Origin of the sequence: Streptomyces sp. CB02058, from assembly GCF_001905505.1 — a bacterium.
In the GTDB taxonomy this organism is placed as follows: Bacteria; Actinomycetota; Actinomycetes; order Streptomycetales; family Streptomycetaceae; genus Streptomyces.
Map to the genome: position 1 here is coordinate 514,068 of NZ_LIPG01000005.1, position 25,727 is coordinate 539,794.

The 25,727-nt window shown below is 69.0% G+C and carries 27 protein-coding genes; 12 read left to right on the forward strand and 15 right to left on the reverse strand.

Annotation, left to right across the window (positions count from 1 at the left end):
• Positions 1-8 precede the first annotated feature (8 nt).
• The 3 genes from AMK10_RS27185 to AMK10_RS27195 form a co-directional block, all read right to left on the reverse strand.
• Positions 9-1,040 (reverse strand): alanine racemase, encoded by a 1,032-nt coding sequence (locus AMK10_RS27185; RefSeq protein ID WP_073750712.1) that lies wholly within the window; start codon positions 1,038-1,040, stop codon positions 9-11.
• A 79-nt stretch (positions 1,041-1,119) separates the two neighbouring features.
• Positions 1,120-2,238 (reverse strand): lipid II:glycine glycyltransferase FemX, encoded by a 1,119-nt coding sequence (locus AMK10_RS27190; RefSeq protein ID WP_073750714.1) that lies wholly within the window; start codon positions 2,236-2,238, stop codon positions 1,120-1,122.
• A 183-nt stretch (positions 2,239-2,421) separates the two neighbouring features.
• Positions 2,422-2,778: a hypothetical protein gene (locus AMK10_RS27195; protein ID WP_073750716.1), complete on the reverse strand. Its 357-nt coding sequence runs from the start codon at positions 2,776-2,778 to the stop codon at positions 2,422-2,424.
• Between the two features lie 286 nt (positions 2,779-3,064).
• Between AMK10_RS27195 and rpsF the strand changes: the two genes are divergently transcribed.
• From rpsF to rplI, 4 genes are all read left to right on the forward strand, one after another.
• Entirely contained in the window at positions 3,065-3,355 is a 291-nt protein-coding gene (gene rpsF / locus AMK10_RS27200) for a 30S ribosomal protein S6 (RefSeq protein ID WP_006604399.1), read from the forward strand.
• Between the two features lie 71 nt (positions 3,356-3,426).
• Positions 3,427-4,041 carry a single-stranded DNA-binding protein gene (locus AMK10_RS27205; protein ID WP_073750718.1) on the forward strand — a complete coding sequence of 205 codons (615 nt, stop codon included), beginning with the start codon at positions 3,427-3,429 and terminating at the stop codon, positions 4,039-4,041.
• Between the two features lie 42 nt (positions 4,042-4,083).
• On the forward strand, positions 4,084-4,320 hold the full coding sequence (gene rpsR, locus AMK10_RS27210) for a 30S ribosomal protein S18 (RefSeq protein ID WP_003967857.1): 237 nt from the start codon (positions 4,084-4,086) through the stop codon (positions 4,318-4,320).
• A gap of 18 nt (positions 4,321-4,338) precedes the next feature.
• Positions 4,339-4,785, forward strand: coding sequence for a 50S ribosomal protein L9 (gene rplI, locus AMK10_RS27215; protein WP_014155197.1), 447 nt, complete (start codon positions 4,339-4,341; stop codon positions 4,783-4,785).
• Positions 4,786-5,036: 251 nt separating this feature from the next.
• On the opposite strand, the gene AMK10_RS27220 is transcribed toward rplI, so the two are convergent.
• Positions 5,037-6,374 carry an MATE family efflux transporter gene (locus AMK10_RS27220; protein ID WP_073750720.1) on the reverse strand — a complete coding sequence of 446 codons (1,338 nt, stop codon included), beginning with the start codon at positions 6,372-6,374 and terminating at the stop codon, positions 5,037-5,039.
• 476 nt (positions 6,375-6,850) lie between these two features.
• Here AMK10_RS27220 and dnaB point away from each other — a divergent pair, with 476 nt between their 5' ends.
• Positions 6,851-8,308, forward strand: coding sequence for a replicative DNA helicase (gene dnaB, locus AMK10_RS27225; protein ID WP_198959807.1), 1,458 nt, complete (start codon positions 6,851-6,853; stop codon positions 8,306-8,308).
• Positions 8,309-8,590: 282 nt separating this feature from the next.
• On the forward strand, positions 8,591-9,970 hold the full coding sequence (locus tag AMK10_RS27230; protein ID WP_073750724.1) for a serine hydrolase domain-containing protein: 1,380 nt from the start codon (positions 8,591-8,593) through the stop codon (positions 9,968-9,970).
• A gap of 75 nt (positions 9,971-10,045) precedes the next feature.
• Here the strand turns inward: AMK10_RS27230 and AMK10_RS27235 are convergent, their stop codons facing one another.
• The 3 genes from AMK10_RS27235 to AMK10_RS27245 all read right to left on the reverse strand — a co-directional run bounded on the left by AMK10_RS27235 (position 10,046) and on the right by AMK10_RS27245 (position 12,221).
• The gene (locus AMK10_RS27235) at positions 10,046-11,209 is read right to left on the reverse strand and encodes a winged helix DNA-binding domain-containing protein (RefSeq protein WP_073750726.1); all 1,164 of its coding nucleotides are present in this window, start codon (positions 11,207-11,209) and stop codon (positions 10,046-10,048) included.
• Positions 11,210-11,282: 73 nt separating this feature from the next.
• Positions 11,283-11,735, reverse strand: coding sequence for a GNAT family N-acetyltransferase (locus AMK10_RS27240; protein WP_073750728.1), 453 nt, complete (start codon positions 11,733-11,735; stop codon positions 11,283-11,285).
• Positions 11,736-11,762: 27 nt separating this feature from the next.
• A complete protein-coding gene (locus AMK10_RS27245; protein ID WP_073750730.1) occupies positions 11,763-12,221 on the reverse strand; it encodes a MarR family winged helix-turn-helix transcriptional regulator in 459 nt (152 codons plus the stop codon).
• A gap of 139 nt (positions 12,222-12,360) precedes the next feature.
• Between AMK10_RS27245 and AMK10_RS27250 the strand changes: the two genes are divergently transcribed.
• Entirely contained in the window at positions 12,361-13,605 is a 1,245-nt protein-coding gene (locus AMK10_RS27250) for an MFS transporter (protein ID WP_073750732.1), read from the forward strand.
• On the opposite strand, the gene AMK10_RS27255 is transcribed toward AMK10_RS27250, so the two are convergent.
• The 5 genes from AMK10_RS27255 to AMK10_RS27275 form a co-directional block, all read right to left on the reverse strand.
• Positions 13,505-14,017: a DUF2269 domain-containing protein gene (locus tag AMK10_RS27255; RefSeq protein ID WP_073750734.1), complete on the reverse strand. Its 513-nt coding sequence runs from the start codon at positions 14,015-14,017 to the stop codon at positions 13,505-13,507. The two genes, AMK10_RS27250 and AMK10_RS27255, sit on opposite strands and share 101 nt — an antisense overlap.
• Before the next feature lie 136 nt (positions 14,018-14,153).
• Complete coding sequence (locus tag AMK10_RS27260) at positions 14,154-14,633, reverse strand: NUDIX domain-containing protein (protein ID WP_073750736.1); 480 nt, start codon at positions 14,631-14,633, stop codon at positions 14,154-14,156.
• A gap of 52 nt (positions 14,634-14,685) precedes the next feature.
• Positions 14,686-15,582, reverse strand: a complete 897-nt coding sequence (locus AMK10_RS27265) for a LysR family transcriptional regulator (protein WP_073750738.1) — start codon at positions 15,580-15,582, stop codon at positions 14,686-14,688.
• A 385-nt stretch (positions 15,583-15,967) separates the two neighbouring features.
• The gene (locus AMK10_RS27270) at positions 15,968-17,092 is read right to left on the reverse strand and encodes a cystathionine gamma-lyase (RefSeq protein ID WP_073750740.1); all 1,125 of its coding nucleotides are present in this window, start codon (positions 17,090-17,092) and stop codon (positions 15,968-15,970) included.
• Between the two features lie 87 nt (positions 17,093-17,179).
• Entirely contained in the window at positions 17,180-17,557 is a 378-nt protein-coding gene (locus AMK10_RS27275; RefSeq protein WP_073750742.1) for a phage holin family protein, read from the reverse strand.
• 78 nt (positions 17,558-17,635) lie between these two features.
• Here AMK10_RS27275 and AMK10_RS27280 point away from each other — a divergent pair, with 78 nt between their 5' ends.
• The 4 genes from AMK10_RS27280 (at position 17,636) to AMK10_RS27295 (ending at position 19,919) form a co-directional block, all read left to right on the forward strand.
• Positions 17,636-17,953 (forward strand): cupin domain-containing protein, encoded by a 318-nt coding sequence (locus AMK10_RS27280; protein WP_073750744.1) that lies wholly within the window; start codon positions 17,636-17,638, stop codon positions 17,951-17,953.
• 161 nt (positions 17,954-18,114) lie between these two features.
• Complete coding sequence (locus tag AMK10_RS27285) at positions 18,115-18,324, forward strand: DUF5326 family protein (RefSeq protein ID WP_073751047.1); 210 nt, start codon at positions 18,115-18,117, stop codon at positions 18,322-18,324.
• Positions 18,325-18,612: 288 nt separating this feature from the next.
• A complete protein-coding gene (locus tag AMK10_RS27290) occupies positions 18,613-19,380 on the forward strand; it encodes a helix-turn-helix domain-containing protein (RefSeq protein ID WP_198959795.1) in 768 nt (255 codons plus the stop codon).
• Positions 19,381-19,481: 101 nt separating this feature from the next.
• The gene (locus AMK10_RS27295) at positions 19,482-19,919 is read left to right on the forward strand and encodes an SsgA family sporulation/cell division regulator (protein WP_073750747.1); all 438 of its coding nucleotides are present in this window, start codon (positions 19,482-19,484) and stop codon (positions 19,917-19,919) included.
• A 63-nt stretch (positions 19,920-19,982) separates the two neighbouring features.
• On the opposite strand, the gene AMK10_RS27300 is transcribed toward AMK10_RS27295, so the two are convergent.
• Entirely contained in the window at positions 19,983-21,338 is a 1,356-nt protein-coding gene (locus AMK10_RS27300) for a YibE/F family protein (protein WP_073750749.1), read from the reverse strand.
• 197 nt (positions 21,339-21,535) lie between these two features.
• Between AMK10_RS27300 and thiC the strand changes: the two genes are divergently transcribed.
• Positions 21,536-23,362, forward strand: coding sequence for a phosphomethylpyrimidine synthase ThiC (gene thiC / locus AMK10_RS27305; protein WP_073750751.1), 1,827 nt, complete (start codon positions 21,536-21,538; stop codon positions 23,360-23,362).
• A 150-nt stretch (positions 23,363-23,512) separates the two neighbouring features.
• On the opposite strand, the gene AMK10_RS27310 is transcribed toward thiC, so the two are convergent.
• Positions 23,513-24,337: a hypothetical protein gene (locus tag AMK10_RS27310; RefSeq protein WP_073750753.1), complete on the reverse strand. Its 825-nt coding sequence runs from the start codon at positions 24,335-24,337 to the stop codon at positions 23,513-23,515.
• A 182-nt stretch (positions 24,338-24,519) separates the two neighbouring features.
• Positions 24,520-25,578, reverse strand: a complete 1,059-nt coding sequence (locus tag AMK10_RS27315) for a metallophosphoesterase (protein ID WP_073750754.1) — start codon at positions 25,576-25,578, stop codon at positions 24,520-24,522.
• Positions 25,579-25,727 lie beyond the last annotated feature (149 nt).

The window sequence follows — 25,727 nt, forward strand, 5'->3', positions numbered from 1 at the left end:
GGCCGGGTCTACCGGTCGACGAGGCGGTCGAACTGGGTGGTGGTGTGGCGCAGATGGGCCACCAGTTCGTCGCCGACCTTCGGCTCCTGCGCGTCGGACGGCACGAAGAGGATCGACACCTGCATGTGCGGAGGCTCGGCGAACCAGCGCTGCTTGCCCGCCCAGACGAACGGTGACAGGTTGCGGTTGACCGTGGCCAGTCCGGCGCGCGCGACGCCCTTGGCGCGGGGCATCACGCCGTGCAGGGCCTTCGGCGCCTCCAGGCCGACGCCGTGGGAGGTGCCGCCGGCGACGACGACCAGCCAGCCGTCCGACGCGGCCTTCTGCTGTCGGTAGCCGAACCGGTCGCCCTTGACGACACGCGTGACGTCGAGCACCGCGCCGCGGTACTCGGTCGCCTCGTGGTCGCCGAGCCAGAGCCGCGTGCCGATGCGCGCGCGGAAGCGGGTCTGCGGAAACTGCTGCTGGAGCCGCGCCAGCTCCTCCGCCCGCAGGTGGCTGACGAACATCGTGTGCAGGGGCAGCCGGGCCGCGCGCAGCCGGTCCATCCAGGCGATGACCTCCTCGACGGCGTCCGAACCGTCGGTGCGGTCGAGCGGCAGGTGCAGCGCGAAGCCTTCGAGGCGTACGTCCTCTATGGCCGCGTGCAGCTGCCCCAGCTCCTCCTCCTTCACGCCGTGGCGCTTCATCGAGCTCATGCACTCGATGACCACCCGCGCGCCCACCAGGGCGTGCACCCCGTCGACGGAGGAGACGGAACGGATGACGCGGTCGGGCAGCGGCACCGGCTCCTCACCCCTGCGGAAGGGCGTGAGCACCAGCAGGTCGCCGCTGAACCAGTCCTTGATGCGGGCGGCCTCGTAGGTGGTCCCGACGGCCAGGGTGTCGGATCCGAAGCGGATCGCCTCGTCGGCCAGCCGCTCGTGCCCGAAGCCGTATCCGTTGCCCTTGCAGACGGGTACGAGACCGGGGAACTGGTCCAGGACGGACTTCTGGTGCGCCCGCCAGCGCGCGGTGTCGACGTAGAGGGAGAGCGCCATGGCCGGCCCGGAACCTTTCTGGTGGCTGCGGTGCAGAGGAGAGGGAGGGAGGAGCGGATGGATGGAGGTGTGGACGCGGTCAGCGTCGCGACATGTACATGTCTAGTGCCTTGTGGAGCAGCTTGTTGAGGGGGAAGTCCCATTCGCCGACGTACTCGACGGCCTCGCCGCCCGTGCCGACCTTGAACTGGATCAGGCCGAAGAGATGGTCGGTCTCGTCCAGCGAATCGCTGATCCCGCGCAGGTCGTAGACGGTCGCGCCCATCGCGTACGAGTCGCGGAGCATGCGCCACTGCATGGCGTTGGAGGGACGGACCTCGCGTCCGATGTTGTCCGAAGCGCCGTAGGAATACCAGACGTGCCCCCCGACGACGAGCATCGTGGCAGCCGACAGGTTCACGCCGTTGTGCCGCGCGAAGTACAGCCGCATGCGGTTGGGGTCCTCGGAGTTGAGCACCGTCCACATGCGCTGGAAGTACGAGAGCGGGCGCGGCCGGAAGTGGTCGCGTACGGCGGTGATCTCGTACAGGCGCTGCCATTCGGCGAGGTCCTCGTAGCCGCCCTGGACGACCTCGACACCGGCCTTGTCGGCCTTCTTGATGTTGCGGCGCCAGAGCTGGTTGAAGCCCTTGAGGACGTCCTCGAGCGAGCGGTTGGCCAGCGGCACCTGGAAGACGTAGCGGGGCTGTACGTCGCCGAAGCCGGCGCCGCCGTCCTCGCCCTGCTGCCAGCCCATCTTCCGCAGCCGGTCCGAGACCTCGAAGGCACGCGGCTCGATGTGGCTGGCCTCCACGTCACGCAGGCGCTTCACGTCGGGATCCTGGATGCCCGACTTGATGGCGGCCGAGTCCCAGCGGCGGATGACCACGGGCGGGCCCATCTTCACCGAGAAGGCGCCCTGCTGCTTCAGGTGGGCGAGCATCGGCTGGAGCCAGTCGTCCAGATTCGGGGCGTACCAGTTGATGACCGGGCCCTCGGGGAGATAGGCGAGGTAGCGCTTGATCTTGGGGAGCTGGCGGTAGAGCACCAGGCCCGCGCCGACCATCTCGCCGTTCTTGTCGAACCAGCCCAGGTTCTCCGAGCGCCACTCCGTTTTCACGTCAGCCCACGCCGGGACCTGGCAGTGACTGGCCGAGGGCAGATTCTGGATGTAGGCCAGATGCTGCTCTCGGCTGATGGTCCTCAGGGTCAGGCTCATGCGGGGCGCTCCTCGGCAGGTGTGTCCCCATCGGTCAGGGGCTCCGGCTCTCGCGCCGAAGCCTACTGTGACCGAGGCGCGCCCGGTCTGGCCCGTCTGGACCGGACCGGGCGCCATCCGTGAGGGATTGCCCGTCCGAGCACCTCGTGGGGCCGTCGATGCCGTCGGCCGCCGCTCTGCCGGTCAGGTGATCACGCCGCCGAAGAGGCCGCCGTGTGCCATGCCGAGGTAGAAGCCGACGGCGGATGCGCCGATCCCCATGATCAGACCGAAACGTTCCCAGGTGGTCCGGGAGATGTACTGCCCGTACGCGCCGGTCAGGATGCCGATCAGCCCGGCCCACGAGCTGACCAGGTGCAGGCTGTGGAACATCGCGGTGACGAACGCGAGGACTCCGAGGACCCCGGTCACCACCATCAGCGCTTCCTGGAGCGGATGGGGCTTGCCGTCCGTGGCGAAGAGGGACCCGGTGGCCGGACGGGCTCCGGAAACCCGGCGGGGAACAGGCCTGCTGCCGGCAGGCCGGATGGTCTGTGCCATGGAGCACCTCCTGGCGGGAAGGGCGGTGCAATGTAGTGCCTCTCACACCGCATCTGTCTCGATTGTGCGCCCTGAACACCGGATTTCAACCGGAAGCCTGTCTGCGGGTACTCTGTACGGTCTGCACCGGTGTCTGCCCTGAGCCAGCACTGCGGCCCCCCTCGACTCTCGAAGACGGGCGTTGTCAGTGGCGGCTGTTTTACTCGGAGACACTGATGCTCACGCATCACGACCCTCCTGCCACGGAACGACCGTGGCCGCTGAGTCCAAAGGAGGTGGGTTCCACATGCGTCACTACGAGGTGATGGTCATCCTCGACCCCGATCTCGAGGAGCGAGCAGTCTCCCCGCTGATCGAGAACTTCCTCTCCGTCGTCCGTGAGGGCAACGGAAAGGTCGAGAAGGTCGACACCTGGGGCCGTCGTCGTCTCTCTTACGAGATCAAGAAGAAGCCTGAGGGCATCTACTCGGTCATCGACCTGCAGGCCGAGCCTGCGGTCGTCAAGGAGCTCGACCGACAGATGAACCTGAACGAGTCGGTCCTCCGGACCAAGGTCCTCCGTCCCGAGACCCACTGAGCATCTAGCTCAGCGGTCATCGGGTTCGAGTAGCAAGCAGCCAGAAGCAATCCCCGCCGAGAGGTTCACCCATGGCAGGCGAGACCGTCATCACGGTCGTCGGCAATCTCGTCGACGACCCCGAGCTGCGCTTCACCCCGTCCGGTGCGGCGGTCGCGAAGTTCCGTGTCGCGTCCACTCCCCGCATCTTCGACCGGCAGACCAATGAGTGGAAGGACGGCGAAGGCCTGTTCCTCACCTGCTCGGTCTGGCGTCAGGCGGCGGAGAACGTCGCGGAGTCGCTCCAGCGAGGCATGCGCGTCGTCGTGCAGGGCCGGCTGAAGCAGCGGTCCTACGAGGACCGTGAGGGCGTCAAGCGCACGGTCTACGAGCTGGACGTCGAGGAAGTCGGCCCCAGCCTGAAGAACGCCACGGCCAAGGTCACCAAGACCACCGGTCGCGGTGGTCAGGGCGGCGGCCAGGGTGGATACGGCGGCGGCCAGCAGGGCGGCGGCAACTGGGGCGGCGGTCCCGGTGGCGGCGGCCAGCAGGGCGGCGGCGGTGCTCCCGCCGACGACCCGTGGGCCACCAGCGCTCCGGCCGGCGGCCAGGGCGGGGGCCAGCAGGGCGGCGGGGGCGGCTGGGGCGGAAGCTCCGGCGGTTCCGGCGGTTCCGGCGGCGGCTACTCGGACGAGCCTCCCTTCTAGGGCTGCTCGTACCCCACTTCTTGATCACACAGGAGAAACACCATGGCGAAGCCGCCTGTGCGCAAGCCTAAGAAGAAGGTCTGCGCTTTCTGCAAGGACAAGACCCAGTACGTGGACTACAAGGACACGAACATGCTGCGGAAGTTCATTTCCGACCGCGGCAAGATCCGTGCCCGCCGCGTCACCGGCAACTGCACGCAGCACCAGCGTGACGTCGCCACGGCTGTCAAGAACAGCCGTGAGATGGCGCTGCTGCCCTACACGTCCACCGCGCGATAAGGGAAGGGTGACCGAATCATGAAGATCATCCTCACCCACGAGGTCACTGGCCTCGGTGCCGCCGGCGACGTCGTGGACGTCAAGGACGGGTACGCCCGCAACTACCTGGTTCCGCGTGGCTTCGCCATTCGCTGGACCAAGGGTGGCGAGAAGGACGTGGCGCAGATCCGCCGCGCCCGCAAGATCCACGAGATCGCGACGATCGAGCAGGCCAACGAGATCAAGGCCAAGCTCGAGGCCGTGAAGGTCCGTCTGGCTGTTCGCTCCGGCGACGCCGGCCGCCTCTTCGGCTCCGTCACCCCGGCCGACATCGCCTCGGCGATCAAGTCCGCCGGTGGTCCGGACGTCGACAAGCGTCGCGTCGAGCTCGGCTCGCCGATCAAGACGCTCGGCGGACACCAGGTGTCCGTCCGTCTGCACCCCGAGGTTGCCGCGAAGCTCGGTATCGAGGTCGTTGCTGCCTAAGGGCACAGCTCAGCAGAGCTAGGTGAAGGGCCGCACCCACTGGGTGCGGCCCTTCGTCGTTCCTGCCTGTCGTCGCTCCGGCACGTGTTCTGTGTCGGTGTCGCGCGACTCCGGCGTTCTGTCGCTCGGTCGTTCTGTCGTTCCCTCGTTCTGGCGCTCCCTCGTTCCCGGGTGCGGCCACGTTTCACGTGAAACGGGGCGGGAGACCGGCGGCCGTCCGACCCGGGGTGGATCGGCGGAGAGCGGTACTTTCAGCGCGTGGCTCCGGTCACGATCCAGCGGCCTGAGCGCATACGCATCCAGAGCGTCAGGAGCCGGACCGCCATCATCAGGGCCATCGCCCACCAGAGAGCGGTGAGACCCCCGCCGAGGCTGGGGACGAGCAGGGCGACCGGAGCGAAGACGGCCAGGGTCAGGATCATTGCCCAGGCGAGATAGCGGCCGTCCCCGGCCCCCATCAGTACTCCGTCCAGGACGAAGACCACTCCGGCGATCGGCTGGGAGAGCGCGACGACGAGCAGGGCGGGCAGCAGGGTGTCCTGCACGGAGGCGTCGCTGGTGAACAGCGGGATGAACAGAGGCCGGGCGAGCACGATCACCAGCCCCAGCACCACTCCTGACGCGATGCCCCACTGGACCATGCGCCGGCATGCCTCGCGGGCTCCCTTGGTGTCGTTCGCCCCGAGATAGCGGCCGATGATGGCCTGTCCCGCGATGGCGATGGCGTCCAGGGCGAAGGCCGCCAGGCTCCAGAGCGACAGGATGATCTGGTGGGCGGCGATGTCCGTGTCGCCGAGTCGCGCGGCGACAGCGGTGGCGATCATCAGGACCGCCCGCAGGGAGAGGGTGCGGACGAGCAGCGGAACGCCTGCCTGGGCGCTGGCCCGGATTCCGGAGGCGTCGGGGCGCAGTGAGGCTCCGTGCCGACGGGCCCCGCGCACCACCACGACCACGTAGGCGAGTGCCATGCCGACCTGGGCGATGACCGTGCCCCAGGCCGATCCGGCGATACCGAGCCCGGCGCCGTAGACGAGTGCTGCGTTGAGGGCGCCGTTGGCCGCGAAGCCACCGATGGCGACGTACAACGGAGTGCGGGTGTCCTGAAGTCCGCGTAGTACGCCCGTCGCCGCGAGCACCACGAGCATCGCGGGGATGCCGAGGCTGGAGATCCGCAGATAGGTGATGGCGTACGGGGCCGCTGTGTCGGATGCTCCGAAGATCTCGACCAGCCATGGGGCCAGGGGGAGCGTGGCGGCGACGACGGCGGCGCCGATCAGCAGGGCGAGCCAGATGCCGTCCATGCCCTGGCGGATGGCGGAGGCCAGATCGCCCGCGCCGACCCGGCGGGCGACGGCGGCCGTGGTGGCGTACGCGAGGAAGACGAAGATGCTCACCGCAGTGGTCAGCAGGGCCGCGGCGACTCCCAGTCCCGCCAGTTGGGGGGTGCCGAGGTGGCCGATGATCGCGCTGTCGACGATGACGAAAAGCGGCTCGGCGACGAGCGCGCCGAAGGCCGGGACCGCGAGTGCGATGATCTCGCGGTCGTGCCGGCGGCGGGAGGGCGGCTGCGCCGTGGAGGCCTTGGTCATGGGGGTCAATCTAATCTTCCACAGGTAAGAGATGCAATGCGCTTGGGGTCCTTACTTGATGCCGGGTTTCGGGTTCGGCCGCTGGTCGGTTCCGGTGATCTTGAGCTGGAGGCAAAAGTTTTTCTCCCCCACAGCCAGTGGATGGAGAAACCCCAGGTCAGGAGCGACCTGGATGTTCCCGTATGAGTTTGTCCACAGTGCTGTCCCCCGGTCCGTGCACAGGATCGGATGGGTTCTCCACAGCATCTGGTCCGTCGTCCACATGCCCTGTGGATAACCAGATTGGCTGACGGTGCGGACCGGCCTACCGTGGTGCGGCGCCCGCACTCCGTTCCGGCTTGGAAGCCAGCAGAACTTGACGCGCCGGAACCGGAGTCGGGCGTCTTGTTTGTCGGTGCCGTGCCGTAAGAAAGAGTGGCACGGCTAGGTCCGCGAAGCGGACGGGAGGAGGTGGCCCGGTGAGCATTCCCGAGCCTTTGGACGATCCCTGGGCCGACGTCGGTCCCAGTGACCGTCTGCCTGTTTCCCGTCAGCGCCGCGGAGAGGGCAAGGGGCGCGAGGAGCAGCACGAGCGGGGCCGCGAGGGCGGCTGGGACGGCGGCTCGTCCGGCTTCGAGCGGGTGCCTCCGCAGGATCTCGATGCCGAGCAGTCCGTCCTCGGCGGCATGCTGCTCTCCAAGGACGCCATCGCGGACGTCGTGGAGATCATCAAGGGGCACGACTTCTACCGTCCGGCGCACGAGACGGTCTACACGGCGATCCTCGACCTCTATGCCAAGGGCGAGCCCGCCGACCCGATCACCGTCGCGGCCGAGCTGGTCAAGCGCGGGGAGATCACCAAGGTCGGCGGTGCGCCGTATCTGCACACCCTGGTCCAGTCGGTGCCGACCGCGGCCAACGCTTCGTACTACGCGGAGATCGTCCATGAGCGGGCTGTGCTCCGGCGTCTCGTCGAAGCCGGCACCAAGATCACCCAGATGGGATACGCCGCCGACGGCGACGTCGACGAGATCGTGAACTCGGCGCAGGCCGAGATCTACGCCGTCACGGAGCAGCGCACCAGCGAGGACTATCTTCCGCTGGGCGACATCATGGAGGGCGCCCTCGACGAGATCGAGGCCATCGGGTCGCGCAGCGGCGAGATGACCGGCGTGCCCACCGGCTTCACCGACCTCGATGCCCTCACGAACGGCCTGCACCCCGGCCAGATGATCGTCATCGCGGCCCGCCCCGCCATGGGTAAGTCCACCCTGGCGCTGGACTTCGCCCGCGCCTGCTCGATCAAGAGCAACCTGCCGAGCGTGATCTTCTCCCTGGAAATGGGGCGCAACGAGATCGCGATGCGTCTTCTGTCCGCCGAGGCCCGGGTGGCCCTCCACCACATGCGCTCCGGCACGATGACAGACGAGGACTGGACGAGGCTGGCCCGGCGTATGCCGGACGTGTCCGCGGCTCCGCTCTACATCGACGACTCGCCGAACCTCTCCATGATGGAGATCCGCGCGAAGTGCCGTCGCCTCAAGCAGCGCAACGAACTCAAGCTGGTGGTCATCGACTACCTCCAGCTGATGCAGTCCGGCGGCGCCAAGCGGGCGGAGAGCCGCCAGCAGGAGGTCTCGGACATGTCCCGAAACCTCAAGCTCCTGGCCAAGGAGCTGGAGCTTCCCGTCATCGCCCTCTCCCAGCTGAACCGTGGTCCCGAGCAGCGCACGGACAAGAAGCCGATGGTCTCCGACCTGCGTGAGTCTGGCTCCATCGAGCAGGACGCCGACATGGTGATCCTGCTGCACCGCGAGGACGCGTACGAGAAGGAGTCCCCCCGAGCGGGGGAGGCCGACCTGATCGTGGCCAAGCACCGTAACGGCCCCACGGCGACGATCACCGTGGCGTTCCAGGGCCACTACTCGCGCTTCGTGGACATGGCCCAGACCTGATCGCGCTGGTTGCGGGGTCTCAGATTTCGCAGCAACACCTGGACATGTCAGCTGCCTTCCAGGCACTCTTCCGCAACTGGATGGGGCGGTTGCTCGGGCTGAACCGCTCCGAACTCGTTGCTCAGCAGTTGCTCCGGCCCGAGAACCCGGCGTGCTGAACCAGGAAGAGCTGCGGAACGGTGAGAGTGCCCGGCCACGCGCACCTCGTGCCTAGACGCGCGGACTGTCGCGGAGACACGAAACGCGTTCGTCAGGGGATGAACTCCCGGGTCATGCTTGAGCATGACCTCATCCGAACCCCTGCTCCCCACCACTCGCCGCGCCCTGCTCCACCGCGTCGCCACGGCGCAGGCCGAAGGCCGGACCCCCTCCCTGGTCGCCGCCGTTCAGAGGGACGGACAGATCGCCTGGAGTGGTGCGCGGAGCTGTGTGGAGGGCCACGAGCCCGATGGTGATACGCAGTTCAGGATCGGCTCCATCACCAAGACGTTCACTGCGGTGCTGGTAATGCGCCTGCGTGACGAGGGGCTTATCGATCTGGACGACCCCCTGGAGAAGCACCTGCCCGGCACGGGCGCCGGGCACGTCACCGTCTTCCAACTGCTCGGCCACAGCTCCGGCCTGGCGGCCGAGACACCCGCGCCCTGGTGGGAGCGGACGCCGGGGACCACACGCCCGGAGCTCGCCGATGTGCTCGGTGAGGGGCCGCTGATCCACCGGTCCGGTCACGGGCACCACTACTCGAACCCGGGCTACACACTGCTCGGCTCACTCGTGGAGAAGCTGCGGGGCGACACGTGGGACGAGGTGCTGCGCCGGGAGATCCTGGAGCCGCTGGGGATGGGCCGCACGACTTCGCAGGCGGTCGCGCCGCATGCCGGAGGCTGGGCGGTCCATCCGTGGGCCGATGTCATGCTGCCCGAGCCGGCGGAGGATCTCGGGCTGATGGCGCCTGCGGGGCAGCTCTGGTCGACCACCACCGATCTGCTCAGGTTCGCCGCCTTCCTGGCGCGGGGTGACGAACGCGTGCTCAGGGCCTCCTCGGTCGAGGAGATGCGTGCCCCCGCAGCTCCGCCCGAGGCCGGTGACTGGGCCGGAGCGTACGGCCTCGGCCTCCAGGTCGTGCGGCGCAAGAGCCGGACACTCCTCGGCCACTCGGGTTCGCTGCCCGGCTTCCTGGCCGCGCTGTGGTTCAGCGTCGAGGACGACGTGGCAGCCGTGGTGCTCTCCAACGCCACCTCGGGGCCGCTGACGGGGGCGGTGGCCGGTGACCTGCTGGAGATCGTGGCCGAGGCCGAGCCGAGGATCCCGGAGCCCTGGCGGCCCCTGCCCCAGTTCGACGAAGAGCTGCTGGCGCTGACCGGGCCCTGGTACTGGGGCACCTACGTGTACGGGCTGAGGCTGCTCCCGGACCGTGGCATCGAGCTTCTGCCACTGCGGGGCGCCGGGCGCGCGGCCCGCTTCGAGGCGTGTCCGGACGGGACGTGGAAGGGCCTCAACGGGTACTACGCGGGGGAGACCCTCCGCGCTGTGCGTGCCGAGGACGGCACGGTGGACCACCTCGACCTGGGGTCCTTCGTCTTCACCCGGGAGCCGTACGACCCGACTGCCGCCGTTCCGGGTGGGGTGGACGACGAGGGCTGGCGGGGGCTCTCCGTCTGAGCACGGTGGTCCGGCGTTTCACGTGAAACGCCGGACCGGCCGGAGCGCGTGCTGCGCTGCTCCGTGGCGGACGTTTCAGGCGGTCAGCTCGCGCTCCAGGGGCGTACGGAAGCGTGGAGTGATCCTCACGTCGCCCAGCCATGCCGAGAGCCGGGAGGCCTCCGCCTCGATGAGATGTGAGGCATCCCGGCCGACGTCGGACAGCAGCCGCCACACCGGCTCACCGTCCGGGCGCTGAGCCCATCCGCCCACGATCTCGCCGTCCACCCACACCGTGGGGCCGATGTTGCCGGCGCGGTCGAAGAGCGAGGCGCGGTGAGCTGCGGACAGGTGGAAGCCGCGGTCCGCCCAGCCCATCGCGCTGGGGTCGAGACCGGGCAGCAGGGCCGCCCAGGGCTCCGGACGAGGTTCGGCGTCGAGGTCCCCGGGCGCCACCCAGCCGACGGCTCCGCTGTCGAGCAGGACCTCCTCGGCGCCGGCGGTGGCCAGAGCGGAGCGCGTCTGGCGGACGCCCCAGCCGGTCCACCACTTCAGGTCCGCTTCCGTCGCGGGACCGTAGGAGCGGAGCCAGCGGGCCGCGAGCTCTGCCCGCGCTCCGGCGGGTTCCGCAGCGGGCCAGGGCTCGGACGCCGTCCAGCGGAACTGGCTGGAGGTCCAGGAACCGCGGGGCCGGTCCCGCCGGATGCGCCCCTCGGCGGCCAGCACACGGATCACCCGGGTGGCGACTCCCTGCACCGTCTCCTGCTTCGTGCCGGGGAAGACGGTGATCTTCGTACGGAGGGCGGGTACGGCGGCGGACAGCTCACTTCCCGTGGCCTGCCCCCGGTCGCCCAGGGCGGCGAGGGTCTCCCGCTCGGTATCGGCGAGCCACCGCTCGTCCAGCCCTTCGCCGTCCTCGCGCAGGTGCTTGAGGAGCCTGCGGCGCTCGTCGGCCGCCACGGTCCGGGCGTTGGCCGCGTCGACCAGGGGCGCGACCTCCGTGGACACCGTGAACAGGGTGTTCCGCATCGAGAGCAGCCGCACCAGCGATACGTCCGCGTAGAGCGCTCGCTCCACGGCTCCGGCATCGGGGTCGCGCAGCCGCGCGCAGGCGGAGAGGTACACCGTGGCGGCGTCGGTCGCGTGCAGCGCCACCAGTGCGTCGGCCACCTCTACGGCGGAGGTGGCCCGTGCGGACGGAGCGAGCAGATGCCGTCGGCCGAGCCTCGCTCTGCGCTGTTCGTCGTCGATGCGATGCACGCGGTCCCTCCTGAAAGCGCTGAACATCCCGGAGCGCTGAACGTCCCGGAGCTGCCTGGACCTGGAGCCGGGCTCAGAGAGCGAGTTTGAAGCCCACATGGCTCGCGGTGAACCCGAGCCGCTCGTAGAAGCGGTGGGCGTCGGTACGGGTGGCGTCCGACGTCAGCTGAACCAGCTGGCAGTCCTGGCGCCGGGACTCGTCGACCGCCCACTGGATCAGCTGGGTGCCGAGGCCGCCGCCACGCTCATCGGCGTGGACACGGACGCCCTCGATGACCGAGCGGGTCGCACCGCGCCGGGACAGCCCGGGCACGATCGTGAGCTGGAGGGTGCCGACGACGCGCTCCTCGCGCACCGCCACGACCAGGTGCTGGTTCGGGTCGTCCGCGAGCCGACGGAACGCCGTGCGGTACGGGCTGAGGTCGTCCGGAGACTCACGCTGCGCGCCGAGCGGGTCGTCGGCGAGCATGGCGACGATGGCCGGGATGTCGTCGGGTGCAGCGGGGCGTATGTCGAGATCGCTCATGATCGGCAGACTACGCAACCCGCCGGGTCAGGCGGGGACCTTCAGGGCCTCGACCGTCCGGACGAGCGGAGCCAGCTCCGGATTCTCCGCGGCCTCGTCGAGAGCGGCCCGCAGCGCGGTGTCGTTGGTGGGCCTGGCCTCGCCCAGCAGCGTGAGGCCCGCTTCCGTGACGTCCGTGTAGATGCCCCGCCGGTCCGTGTCGCACAGGTACCGGGTGAGCAGGCCCCGGTCCTCGAGCCGGGTGACCAGCCGGGTGGTGGCGCTCTGGCTCAGCACCACGGCGTCCGCCACCTGCTTCATCTGGAGGTGCCCGCCCGTGCCGCTGTGCTGGCGGCTCAGGACGTCGAGCAGCGAGAACTCACGCGCGCTGAGGCCGTGGTTGGACTGCAGCGCCCGCTCGATGCGGGCCTCGATCTTCCCGTGGAGCAGAGAGAGGGCGCACCAGCTCTGGGCGAGGGCCGTCAGTGCGGGATCGGTCGCTGTCATGTGTCTCTCCTCCGTGCGGGAGCTGCCTGCCTCCAGGATAGGGCACGTACGCAATAGCCCGCGCTTGCAATTAACAAGCGTCTGCAATTATTGTGGACGCTTGTAAGGCGCAGACGCAATCTATAGAAAAGGTGAACCCATGCCGCTCGCGCTCCTCGCCCTCGCCATAGGGGCATTCGGTATCGGAACCACCGAGTTCGTGATCATGGGGCTGCTCCCCGATGTGGCGGCGGACTTCCAGGTCTCGATCCCGACCGCGGGATTCCTTGTCACGGGCTATGCGCTCGGGGTGGTGCTCGGCGCTCCACTGATGACCTTCCTCGGTACCCGGGTGACCCGGAAGCGCATGCTGATGCTCCTGATGGGGCTCTTCATCGTGGGCAACGTGGTCTCCGCGATCGCCCCCGTCTTCGGCGTGATGCTCGCCGGCCGAGTCATTGCCTCGCTCGCCCACGGAGCCTTCTTCGGCATCGGATCGGTGGTGGCAGCAGATCTGGTCGCCCCGGAGAAGAAGGCCGGTGCCATCGCCATGATGTTCACCGGGCTCACCGTGGCCAATGTCGTCGGTGTCCCGCTGGGGACGTTCATCGGTCAGAGCGTCGGGTGGCGCATCACGTTCCTCGTGGTCGCCGCGCTCGGTGTCCTGGGCCTCCTCGGTGTGGCCAAGCTGATCCCCGAGCAGCCGAAGGCCGAGGGCGTACGGATCCGCCATGAGCTGGCAGCGTTCCGCAATGTGCAGGTACTGCTCGCCATGGCGATGACCGTCCTGGGCTTCGGCGGCGTCTTCGCGGCGATCACCTACATCACTCCGATGATGACGGAGACCGCCGGTTACGCGACCTCGGCCGTGACCTGGCTGCTCGTCCTCTTCGGGCTCGGCATGGTCGGCGGGAATCTGCTCGGCGGAAAGTTCGCCGACCGCCACCTGATGCCGATGCTGTACGTGTCGCTCGGTGCGCTCGCCACGGTTCTTGCCCTCTTCACCCTGACCGCGCACAACAAGATCGCCGCGGCGATCACCATCGTTCTCATCGGCGGTCTGGGCTTCGCGACCGTACCGCCGCTGCAGAAGCGGGTCCTCGACCAGGCGGCCGGTGCGCCCACGCTGGCCTCGGCCGTCAACATCGGGGCCTTCAACCTCGGAAACGCGCTCTCGGCGTGGCTCGGCGGCATCGTCATCGCGGCCGGGCTCGGATACACGGCGCCCAACTGGGTCGGCGCCGCCCTCGCCGCCTCGGCGCTGCTTCTGGCGCTGCTCTCCGGCGGGCTGGAGCGCCGTACGGTCACCCGAGGCCGACTGGTTGCCGCGCACTCTCCCGAGCCTGCCGCAGACGTCGCCCCCGCCGAGTCGGCCCCCATGGCTTCAGCACCGATATCGCGGTGACGAAGAGGTACGTGGCCGTGGCCACCGAGGGCGCGATGACGAGGTCGATGTCGGCGGCGCCCCTGGCCGCGGCCTCGTCGATGCCCGGGCGGAGCGAGAAGACCGACAGCCCCGCCGTGGTCAGCGTCAGCCAGAACTTCGTCCAGACCCATCGGTGCCTGGCCAGGCCCCACGGGGTGCCCAGTGCCAGCACCAGGCCGCTGAGAAGGGAGCCCAGAGCGACCGGCACCACGAGCCAGTCGCCGAAGACCTTCATGGCGCGCGTGGCTGCCTGAGCCGTCGTGGCGTCCTCGGTGAGGAACGCGGTGAGGCCGAGAGCCAGCAGCCCCAGGGTGAGGCCCAGCCAGCTCACGGACACCGCTACGTGGGCGACGAGAACGCCGCGCCGGACAGGGCGCTTGAGTGGTTTCACGTGAAACACGGTGTCAAGCGCAGAGCGAGCGGTCGTCTGACAGCGGGAGTATCCGCGTCTACTTGCCTCGGCGTACGCGACGCGCGGGGGCCGACCCCTCGGGCTCGCCCGCCCGGACCGCCCACAGGGCCAGGTCTCAGCCCAGGTCGGGTGCGTGCATGGCTCGCACGCCCTCGATATTGCCGTCCAGATAGTGCCGCAGGGACAGGGGCACGAGGTGGACGGCTGCGATGCCGACGCGGCTGAAGGGCACGCGTACGACCTCGTACTCCCCGCAAGGCTCGTCGATCTCCGGGCCGTGCCGGCGCGACAGATCCATCGAGGCCAGTCGGCAGACGAAGAAGTGCTGCACCTTCACGCCTTTGACGCCGCCGCCCGCGATGTGTTCGACGGTGTCGACGAAACAGGGCACGACATCGACGACCTTGGCGCCGAGCTCCTCGTCGACCTCACGGTGCAGTGCGTCGACCACGGTGGCGTCCTCCGGCTCGACCCCGCCACCAGGCGTGAGCCAGTACGGGTCGACCCCGGGCTTGGTGCGTTTGATCAGGATGAGGTCATCGCCGTCGAGCAGGACGGCGCGTGCTGTGCGCTTGACCACGGGACGTTCGGTCATGGCAAGAGAGTGGCCCAGGAAACCCCGTCTGAAACTCCCGTCGGCCGACCGGTCACCAGTCCACGGCAGCACGCACCAGCCACTCGTGCGCCCGCGCAATGTGGGGAAGGCCGAGTGTGCCGGTCCGTGCGATGAGGAAGTACGTGCGCAGCGGGGGTACCGGAGGGTCGAGCAGGGCCACGACCTCTCCCCGCTCCAGCGCGTTCTCGCAGAGATAGCGCGGCAGCACGGCGAGGCCGGCGCCCGCTGCGGTGCTCTCCAGAACCGCGCGGAGATCCGGTGCGATCACCGCGGCGGAGGCGGCGGGACGGCTGTCGAACACAGCGGCCCAGTAGCGGGAGATCAGAGGGAGGCTCTCGTGCACCTCGACCACCGGCAGCTGCTCCAGGAGCACGGAGCCCTTGTGCCGCAGTGTCCCGGGTCCCAGGCGCCCGGCCCAGCGCGGTGCCGCGACGAGCACGTGTTCCTCGTCGCAGAGTGTGGTCGACGTCAGAAGACCACCGCGCGGACGGGCCGTCGTGATGGCCAGATCATGATGTCCGGCGGCCAGGCCCTCCAGTGTCTCCTCGGTGTTCGCGAGGAAGGTGCTGCGCAGCGCGAGGCCCTGGGAGACGAGCGGGGTCAGGGCGGGGAGGGCGCGCAGGGAGGTGAACTCCGGAGGCCCGGCCAGATGAAGGGTCCGTACCCCCGACTCCTCGTCGAGACCGGCCTCGACGATGTCGACCAGCGCGTCCAGATGAGGCGCGGCCCGGTGCGCGAGCTCGTCGCCGACGGTGGTCGGGGTCACCCCACGGGCCCTGCGCAGGAAGAGGGGGCGCCCCAGCTGCCGTTCCAGCGTGCGTATCTGCGAGGTGACGGCGGGCTGGGACAGCCCGAGCAGCGCGGCAGCCCGGGTGAACGAACCGGCCCGGTGCACTGTGACGAACGTGCGCAGCAGGGCCAGGTCCATGGTCCGCCCTCTCCGCCCTCCGGCACTCTCCGACGCTGCGCCGTCCCGCACCGTCCCTAGCGAACGCCCCAACTATAAATATGTCGATAGGCTGCTGTCGCTACTGTGATTGGACACTGACGCAGAGTCAATTAGCCTTGTCGAGGCGGTTCTAGGCGCAGGAACCGGGGTGGTTCGAGCCACGAGGGGGGAGGCTCGGACCACCCGTCCCGGGCAGGGCCGGGTCGGTCGACGGGGATGCCCGTCCCGTCCCCGGCCCTGCCAGGACCGGGGACGGAACCGGTACCGGCACCGGACCCAGGGAGAGCACCGGACCAGGGAAAAGCACCTGGGAACGGCACCGGACCCGGAAGCGGCGGCCTGGTCAGGGGGAGAGGCGGCGGCTTCAGCGCGCGGCCTCGTCCAGTGCGCGGGCCACGTCCGCGAGCAGATCCTCAGGGTCTTCGGCGCCGACCGAGAAGCGGATGAAGCCCTCGGGCACGGCGTCCCCGCCCCAGCGCGCCCGGCGCTCGGCAGTGGAGCGCAGCCCGCCGAAGCTGGTCGCGTCGTCGACCAGCCGAAGCCCGGCGAGGAAACGCTCCGCTGTGGCTTCGTCCGCCAGCACGAAGGAGACCACGGAGCCGAAGCGCCGCATCTGCCGGACTGCCGTCGGATACGAGGCATCACCGGGCAGCCCCGGGTAGCGCAGCGCAGCCACGTCCGTACGCCCGGACAGCGCCTCGGCCAGGGCGAGCGCGGTCGTGCACTGCCGGTCGATCCGCAGCTGCAGCGTGGCCAGCGAACGGTGTGCGAGCCAGGCCTCCATCGGGCCGGGGATCGCCCCGACGACCTTGCGCCAGCGGCGTACCCCCGCGGTGAGCTCCGGATCCCGGCAGGTCACATGGCCGAGCAGGATGTCTCCGTGCCCGGTCATGCCCTTGGTGTCGCTGGCCACCGAGAAGTCCGCTCCCAGTTCGAGGGGTCGCTGCCCCAGGGGGGTGGCCAGGGTGTTGTCGACCGCGACCAGCGCACCTGCCGCGTGCGCGGCCTCCACGAGCGCGCGCACGTCACAGACGTCGAGCCCGGGGTTGGAGGGCGTCTCGATCCACAGCAGCTTCGCCCCGGCCAGAAGCTCCAGCTGGGCATTGCCGCCGGTCGGTGCCGTGCGCACCTCGACGCCGTACGCCTCCAGCTGTTCCCGTACGAGGGGGAGCGCCTGGTAGCCGTCGTCCGGCAGGACCACGACGTCGCCCATGCGCGTCCGGGAGAGGAGCACGGCCGATACGGCCGCCATCCCGGAGGCGAAGACCGTGGTCCCGACCTGCTCCCCCGGGGCCTCCAGCTCGCCGATGGCCCGTTCCAGGTGGGTCCAGGTCGGGTTCGTCTCGCGACCGTAGGTATAGGGGCCGACGGGCTCGCCGGACAGATGGAAGTGCGCGGCGAAGACGGGACCCGGGAGCGTGGGTTCGTACTGCTCCGGTTCGGGAAGGCCGGCTCTGACCGCTCGTGTTCCGTCGCCCGTGGTGCTCATCGTTCTCTCCTTGTCTCTCCCCGGCGTGCACCGGAATCCCTCCCTGGTGTCCACCGGACCGTCCGGACCGCGCCGACAGGTGCCGGGTCAGTCCTCGTCGGGGAGCACGACGTTGAGGGCCCAGGACACGACCGAGATGATCAGGCCGCCCAGGACCGCGGTCCAGAAGCCGTCGACATGGAAGTTCAGATTCACGAGGTCTGCGAGCCAGGAGGTCAGCAGCAGCATGAGCGCGTTGACCACCAGCGTGATCAGCCCGAGCGTCAGGATGAACAGGGGCAGGGTGAGCAGCTTCACGAACGGCTTGACGACGAAGTTCACCAGGCCGAACAGCAGCGCCACCAGTATCAGCGTGAGCACCTTGCGCCCGGTGTTGTCACCGGTGAGCGTGATGTCCTGGAGCAGCCAGATGGCCACGGCCAGCGCACCCGCGTTGGCGATCGTCTTGACTACGAAATTCTTCATGTGTCTGATCGTGGCAGACATGATCGGTGGTGGACACCGGCAGGACAGCCGAGCACGGGCGCGAGGGGCGGACGGACGATGAAGGCATTCAGACTCGACGAGCTGGAGGCGGAACGCGCCGCCAACGAGGGCGCTTATCTGCAGTTCGTCAGGGAACGCAACATGTCCGTCGGCCTGTACGCCCTGGACGCCGGCGAGCTCGACCCCCAGCAGCCGCACAAGCAGGACGAGGTGTACTTCGTCGTGAGCGGCCGTGCCTCGATCACGGTCGGCATGGAGACCACACAGGTGGGGCGGGGGAGCGTCGTCTACGTGCCCGCCGGGACCGCGCACAAGTTCCACCACATCACCGAGGACCTCAGGGTGATGGTGGTCTTCTCCCCGCCGGAGGGCTGAGCGCCACGGGCTTCCCCTCAGGGGCCGGGGCTCCCCGGCCCCCGTGTTCCCTAGGGGACCGCTCAGGGGACTTCAAGGGCTCCCGGAGCCCCGCCGGCCTCCCCGGCGCCTCTAGCATCGAGGCAGCAGGTACTCACAGAGACGAGGTAGCGGCGATGGCTGTGCGGGAGATTTTCGCGGGAATGCCCTGGTGGGTGAAGTGGGTCGCGGTGCCCCTGATCGCGATCGTCGTGTTCGGCGGTCTGATCGCCAGCGTGGTCGGGTTCGTCATCGGGCTGCTGTTCAAGGTCCTGGTCTTCGTCGTCCTGGTGGGCGGTCTGATCTTCGTCGTACGGAAGTTCATGTCCTCGTCCGAGCGCAGCGACTGGTAGGAACGGCAGGCGTACGCCGGATCGTGTGATGGCGTGACGGGCAGGTGTCCGGCCGCGGATTCGGCCGTTAGCCCAGCTGAGCTAAGTCCGGGATGAAACCTCACTCGTGACTGAACGTGCCGATACAGTTGCGTACCGCTGCCGCCAGCTGGGAAATGACGGTCCGTCACCATCCTGCCCAGTGGTTTGTGCGACTGTCCGGTCTCCGGACCCCAGGCTCGCGGCGGGCCCGTGGGGGCGGCCCCCGCGGGAGGGCTGACAGCCCGTCACCATGCCTGGGGGTGACCTGTGACCACGGCATCGAGTACCGCTGTCCCGACGTTGATCGGTTCCGTTCAGCGGGCGTTGAGACTTATGGAGGCTGTGGGCACCCATCGGGACGGGGCGCCGGCGAAGCAGCTCGCCCGAGAGGCGGGCCTTCCGCTCCCCACCGCCTATCACTTGCTGCGCACCCTGACCCATGAGGGCTATCTCCGCAGGGAGAACGGCGTCTTCCTCTTCGGCGCCGCTGCCGAGCGGCTGGGCGGCGGTCCCGCGACTCCGCGTCCCGGTGTGATCGTCGACTCGCTCGCGCACTGGGCGGACGTCATCGGTGCCCCGGTGTACTGCGCCCTGTACCGCGAGGGCGAGATCGAGATGGTCGCGGTGGCCGACACCCCCTCGTGCCCCGCGGTGCGTGAGTGGGTCTCGTTCCGTGAGACGGGCCATGCGCACGCTCTCGGGCAGTGCCTCCTGGGCCAGCTCGACGAGCGCGCGCGGGAGGATCATCTGGACCGGCATCCCGTCCGGCAGCTGACGCGTTACTCCGTAAGGGACCGTCAGACGTTTCTGGACCGGTTGCGATCAATGAAACGTACGGAACCTGTCATTGAACGACAGGAGTACGCCATCGGAACGGTCTGCGCTGCCATTCCGATCACTGTCGGTTCCGCCGTGGCGGCGATGGCTGTTTCTCTCCCCTTGAACCAAGAAGAACGGTTGCTCGCTGCAGTCGAACAACTACGCTGCGAAGTGACCACCCTCTTGCGCTCGTTCGTGTTCTCTATCAGTATCTGAAAAATCACTCCTTGTGATCTGCTATCGCTTGCACCACGATGGCGTCAATAGGGCCATGGGGGATCATTCCTGGCCAGTTTCATCTACTGCGGGGTTGAACGATGCGCGAGTCGGTTCAAGCAGAGGTCATGATGAGCTTCCTCGTCTCCGAGGAGCTCTCGTTCCGTATTCCTGTGGAGCTCCGGTACGAGGTCAGTGATCCGTACGCGATCCGGATGACCTTCCACCTCCCCGGTGACGCCCCCGTCACCTGGGCTTTCGGCCGCGAGCTGCTGCTCGACGGCCTCAACAGCCCCAGTGGTGACGGTGATGTGCACATCGGCCCGACCGAGCCCGAAGGGCTCTCCGATGTACACATCCGCCTTCAGGTAGGCGCCGACCGCGCGCTCTTCCGGGCCGGCACGGCGCCTCTTGTGGCATTTCTCGACCGGACGGACAAGCTGGTGCCACTGGGGCAGGAGCACACGCTGGGTGACTTCGACGGCAATCTCGAAGAGGCGCTCGGCCGCATCCTGGCCAAGGAACAGAACGCCGGCTGACCGGGAAGGTCCGGCTGAACATCGAACACCGGTGGTCCGGGGCCATGAGTCCGGCGTCCTGGCTCACGCCTTGCGACGTCGGCCCCTCCCGGTCCGTGCGGGTGCAGGAGCTCCGGCTTCCGCGCCGAGCCCCGTACGGTCCGCGGAGACCACCAGGGCCGCGAGCACCGTCGTCACCGGCACCGAGGCGACCAGCCCGATGGATCCGACCAGCGTCCGGACGATCTCCTCCGCGACCAGCTCGCTGTTGGCCACCGTGCCCACGCTGCTCTGGGCGATGGAGAAGAGCAGCAGCAGGGGCAGCGCGGCGCCCGCGTAGGCGAGTACGAGGGTGTTGACCACCGAGGCGATGTGGTCGCGCCCGATCCTGATACCTGCCCGGTAGAGCCGTCGTACACCCATCGTCGGGTCCGCCTGGTGGAGTTCCCAGACCGCTGACGTCTGGGTGACGGTCACGTCGTCGAGAACACCGAGCGAACCGATGATCACACCGGCCAGCAGCAGGCCGCTCATGTCGATCTCCGGGTACAGGCCATGGATGAGGCCGGTGTTGTCGTCCGTGTTGCCGGTCAGGCCGGCCCAGCCGATGAACAGGGAGCCCAACAGCCCGATCAGCAGCAGTGAGATGAGGGTGCCGATCACGGCCACGGAGGTGCGCGCCGTCAGTCCGTGGCAGGTGTAGAGGGCGATCAGCATGATGGCGCTCGACCCGATCACCGCGACCACCAGTGGATTCGACCCCTGCAGGATCGCGGGCAGGATGAACAGGGTCAGCACGCCGAACGAGACGGCGAGCGCGATCAGCGCCATCAGCCCTCGCATCCTGCCGACCACGACGACCGCGAGGGCGAAGATCCCGGCCAGCAGAGCCATCGGGACCGAGCGGTCCACGTCCGTCACCGAGTACTGCAGGTCGCGGGGGGCGTCGGGCGCGTACGCCACGACCACCTTCTGTCCCTCGCGCAGTTGCCGGGGGGCATCCGGCTGGATGACCTCGACGAACGTACGGCCCTTGTCGTCACCGGTCGTCACCTCGACCGTGGCCTTCTTGCACTCCCCGGACTGCTCGTTGACCGCCTCCTGCCCCGAGGCCATGGACGTGTCGCCGGTCGCCGGCACCTGGGAGGCGTTGACGTCCGCGCAGTCGACCGACACGACCTTCGTCACCCGCCCGTCCTGGGTCTGCCGGTCGAAGCCGACCCCCGTGCGCTCGTGGGCGGGTGCGCCGCCCGGCCAGAACGCCACGAGGCCGACGAGCACCGCCGTGGCGAAGGGGATCACCACGGCGGCGATGACCTTGCGCAGGTGCTTGGACACCGGCGCGGCGGGACCGTGGGTGTGCGAGTGGGCGTGCACATGGCTCTGCGAACTTCCTGTCGCGGGGCCGTGTGGTTCGGGGGCGCTTCCGGGAGACGTCACCGGGCGATCATCCCAAGAACGGGGGAGGCCCTCTGGTCAGCACGCTGGACCGGAGGTTAGCGTGGAGGCACATTTGCACACGCGGGAGCTCGGAGCACCGGGCTGAGAGGGCGCTGACCTCCGTATATCCATACGGGACACGCTGCGCCGACCGCCGAACCTGTTACCGGGTAATGCCGGCGTAGGGAGTAGGTCTCATGACCACAGCGGACGCACGCACGCCTGCCTCGGAGCGAATTGCGCAGAATGCGCAGGATGTTCCGAAGAGCGACGAGGCCGGGAAGTCCATCGGCTGGCACAAGGGATACGTCCAGGGCTCGCGCCCGGACCTCCGGGTGCCGGTCCGTCAGGTGCACCTCACCAACGGCAAGGACGTGACGCTGTACGACACGTCCGGGCCGTACACCGATCCTGCCACCGACACGGATGTACGGCGCGGACTCGCGCCCCTCCGGGAGAACTGGATCATCGCCCGCGGGGACACCGAGGAGTACGCGGGCCGCCCCGCGCGCCCCGAGGACGACGGGCTCAGGCACACGTCCCCGCGCGGTGGCCTGCGCAACCTCGACGCGGTCTTCCCCGGCCGCCCCCGTCAGCCCCGCCGCAGCCGCGACGGACAGCCGGTCACGCAGCTCGCGTACGCCCGCCGGGGGGAGATCACCCCGGAGATGGAGTACGTGGCGATCCGGGAGAACGTCGGACCGGAGGTCGTGCGCGAGGAGATCGCGGCGGGCCGGGCCGTCCTTCCGGCCAACGTCAACCACCCGGAGATCGAGCCGATGATCATCGGCAAGCGGTTCCTGGTGAAGGTCAACGCCAACATCGGCAACTCCGCGGTCACTTCCTCCATCGAGGAGGAGGTGGACAAGATGACCTGGGCCACCCAGTGGGGTGCCGACACGGTCATGGACCTCTCCACCGGCCGCAACATCCACACGACCCGTGAGTGGGTCCTGCGCAACTCCCCCGTCCCGATCGGCACGGTGCCCCTCTACCAGGCCCTGGAAAAGGTCGACGGCCGGGCCGAGGAGCTGACCTGGGAGATCTACAAGGACACGGTTATCGAACAGGCCGAGCAGGGTGTCGACTACATGACGGTGCACGCCGGAGTCCGGCTGCCGTACGTACCGCTGACGGCCCGGCGCAAGACCGGCATCGTCTCCCGCGGAGGGTCGATCATGGCGGCCTGGTGCCTCGCGCACCACAAGGAGTCGTTCCTGTACGAGCACTTCGAGGAGCTCTGCGAGATCCTCGCGGCCTACGACGTGACGTACTCGCTCGGCGACGGGCTGCGTCCGGGCTCCATCGCCGACGCCAACGACGAGGCGCAGTTCGCCGAACTCCGTACCCTCGGCGAACTGAACACCGTCGCCAAGAGGTTCGGCGTCCAGACGATGATCGAGGGCCCGGGGCATGTCCCGATGCACAAGATCAAGGAGAACATCGATCGCCAGCAGGAGATCTGCGAAGAGGCGCCGTTCTACACGCTGGGCCCGCTGACCACCGACGTCGCTCCCGCCTACGACCACATCACCTCGGGCATCGGTGCGGCGATGATCGCCTGGTGGGGGACGGCGATGCTCTGCTACGTCACGCCCAAGGAGCACCTGGGGCTGCCGAACCGCGACGACGTGAAGACGGGCGTTATCACGTACAAGATCGCGGCGCACGCGGCGGACCTCGCCAAGGGGCATCCGGGGGCGCAGGAGTGGGACGACGCGCTGTCGGACGCGCGGTTCGAATTCCGCTGGGAGGACCAGTTCAACCTGGCGCTCGACCCGGACACGGCACGGGAGTTCCACGACGAGACCCTGCCGGCGGAGCCCGCGAAGACGGCGCACTTCTGCTCGATGTGCGGCCCGAAGTTCTGCTCGATGAAGATCTCCCACGACATCCGGCGGGAACACGGGGACGAACGGGCCGACATCGAGGCGGGGATGGCCGAGAAGTCCAGGGAGTTCGCGGCGGCGGGCAACAGGGTCTACCTGCCGATCGCGGAGACGGGGGGCAGGTCGGCCGGCTGACCCGGCCGCCTCGCCGGCGGGCCCACCAGGTCACCTGCCCCGGCCGCCTCGGCGGAGGTGGGCCCGCCGCGTCACCGGTCCCGGTTTCTCCTCGGCGGAGGCGGGGGGCGCGACGCGGTGTCGTGGGAAGCCCTGCGCCGCGCCTGCCGGTCACTCCGGCTGGTGCTCGGGCCCGCCGAAGTCCGGGCTGGTGAAGTCCGGACTCGTGAAGGTGGGGCGCGGTCCTGCCGAGGGGCCGTCCTGGGGCCCGGTGAAGTCCGGTCTGCTGTAGCCGACCTTCGGGATGCGATGGGCCGACCTGCGCGGCGTCCTCGCGGCAGGGCCCGCGGTCGGGTCGGCGAGCGCGTCCCGCAGGAAGGGCAGGATGCCGCGCTCCAGCAGGGCGTGGCGCCAGGCCTCCCTGGCGCGGGCCACGTCCTCCGGCAGCTCCTCCTCCTCGTCCATGGCGGGCAGCGCGGTGGCGCCGTTGCGCAGCGCGGTGAGGAGGAGCCCCACCGCCGCCACGAGGATGGCGGCGGCGGCGACGGCGGCGAAGAACCATCCGGCGGTGACCATGGTCCCGGCGAAGGCGGGTTCCGGGCTGAGCGCCTTGAGGACGTAACCGACCAGCAGGAATATCAGGGCGGCGGCTCCGGCGAGGACGGGAGCCAGCACGGTGATCACCGCCAGGGTGCCTGCGCCCGTGGGATCCGGTTCGTGCGTGGCGGGTTCGAGGACGGAGTCGTGGGCCGCCGGATCGTCCGGTCCGCGCAGTTCGCCGCGGACCTTGACGTAGTGCTCGTACTCGGTGGCGGCGGCAGCGGTTATCAGGGGCGTGGCGTCCAGCGCCATCGTCCGCAGCTGTTCCGCGTTGAGCCGGTCGCCGACTCCGTCCAGATCCGGTCGTTCGTGAGCATGACGCAGCGCGTCGGCAAGGATCCGCTCGTATTCGGGGCGGTCCTCGGCCAGCAGGTGCGGAGCGCTTTTCATGTGCATCCCCCGATGCTCCGTAAGGCCTGATCGACCGCGTGGGGCCGGGCAATCGGGCGGAAACGGAGGAGAGCCTGCTACTGATACGCCGATGGTAGAGCGCCTACGGCACGGGGTGACAGGGGGTTTCCGGAAATAGGCCCAGCCGCCGACGGAGTCGGGTCGTGATGCGTCTTCCCGCGTACTCCTCAGTCATGCAGGGGAAGTTGGACCACCAACAGCTTTCCGGCCATGGTCACTCCGCCGTCCATGGCGATGGCCAGCCCGTCCGCGTAGACGTGCGGGCCGTCCACCACGGGGCGTGCCGTGTCCTCGCCGTCCTCCGAGCCGACCTCGCCCAGCAGGTACGGAATGGGGCTGTGGCCATGGACGACGCGCTGTCCGCCGTACGTCGACATCAGCTCGCGCACGGCCTGCGCGCCGCCCTCGTCGCGGAAGGCGAACCGCTTGGTGAGCTTGCGGAAGAGATCCCAGCACTCGTCGGCGTCGTTCCGCGTGAGAATGGCGTGCACCGTGTCGTTGACGTCCTCGATGGTGGACCCGTAGTCGAGGTAGGCCGTCGTGTCGGAGTGCATCAGTAGATGCCCGTCCTCCTCGACGACCGCGTCGAGCCGGGACATCCACTGGAGATGGACGTCCTGGAGCCGCTCCATGTCGGTCTTCTGGCCGCCGTTGAGGAGCCAGGCGGCCTGGAAGGTCGCGGTGCCCGCGCCGGAGTTCACCGGGGTGTCGCCGAACCGCTTCGCGCCGAGCAGCAGCAGCTCGTGGTTGCCCATGAGGGCCTTGCAGTACCCGCCCGCCGCCGCGGCCTCGGCGGAGAGGCGCATGACGAGATCGATGACGCCGATGCCGTCCGGGCCCCGGTCGGTGAAGTCGCCGAGGAACCAGAGCCTGGCGTTGCCGGCCGCCCATCCGCCGTCGGCGTCGATGAGGCCCTGCGCGCCGAGAGCCGCCAGTAGCTCGTCCAGATAACCGTGGACGTCACCGACGACGTACAGCGGACCGCGGCCCCGGGCGTCGGCGGGCCGGGGCTCGGGGACGGTCCGCACCTGGACGGTGTCACCGCGGTTGATCACGGGCAGATCGCGCTCGGTGGGGGTGTACCCCTCCGGCGGCTCGTCGCCCACCGCTGCGTTGCCGGGGTGCGGCAAGGGCGGGGGCATCGGCACCTGCGCATACGGCGGTACGCGGAAGTCACGCAACGTCGCTGTCCGCACTACGGGTTCCTGACCGGCCCCCTGAGTCATCGACCCCTCCACCACCGTCGCGCCTCCGTACACCTGACGGGCCCTGCCTGGTAGAGGTGGTCCGCGGTGTCGTGCGCCCATCATAGGAATGCGGATCGTGCTGTGTGACGCACCAGGGGTGGTGAATCCTGAGCCACAGCTGGTTCACC